This is a genomic window from Anaerotignum faecicola (assembly GCA_024460105.1).
Taxonomy (GTDB): Bacteria; Bacillota; Clostridia; order Lachnospirales; family Anaerotignaceae; genus JANFXS01.
In genome coordinates this window covers 1-407 of the sequence record JANFXS010000467.1, presented here as the reverse complement: position 1 = coordinate 407, position 407 = coordinate 1, and the positions used below count along the sequence as shown (strand labels likewise).

The 407-nt window shown below is 45.2% G+C and carries 1 protein-coding gene; it reads right to left on the bottom strand.

Annotated elements, in window-relative coordinates; all coding sequences use genetic code 11:
- On the bottom strand, positions 1–407 hold a 407-nt coding region (locus tag NE664_14905; GenBank protein ID MCQ4727925.1), incomplete at both ends, for a pantothenate kinase.

Genomic DNA, 407 nt, shown 5'->3' with positions numbered 1-407 from the left:
CCGGCAGCGCTTCCTTTGATATATCACAGATCTGTAAATCTACGTGGCTTAAATCGCCGCCGCTTGCAAGTTCCATAATTTTACTGATCTCCTGGGTTTTTAAGAGAAGGCTGGACAGGCCAATAATCGTGCCGCCGCCGATACCGATACCACCGGTATGTACGATTTTATCGCCGTTTACCTGGACAAAAGAGGTACCGGTCCCCATGCTGACAACAATTAGATCATTCAGGCCGGTAAAGTAGCGGCCGCCTAATCCGTTGGATGTAAACTCATCTACCTTAAAAGTAGGAATTCCATAAAGCGGCTGTTCTACATTGGCGCTTCCTACTCCTGTAATCATGATCTTTTCAATATCACCCAGTTGTATTGCATTGTCGTAAATAAATTTTCCAAAAGCACCGAAG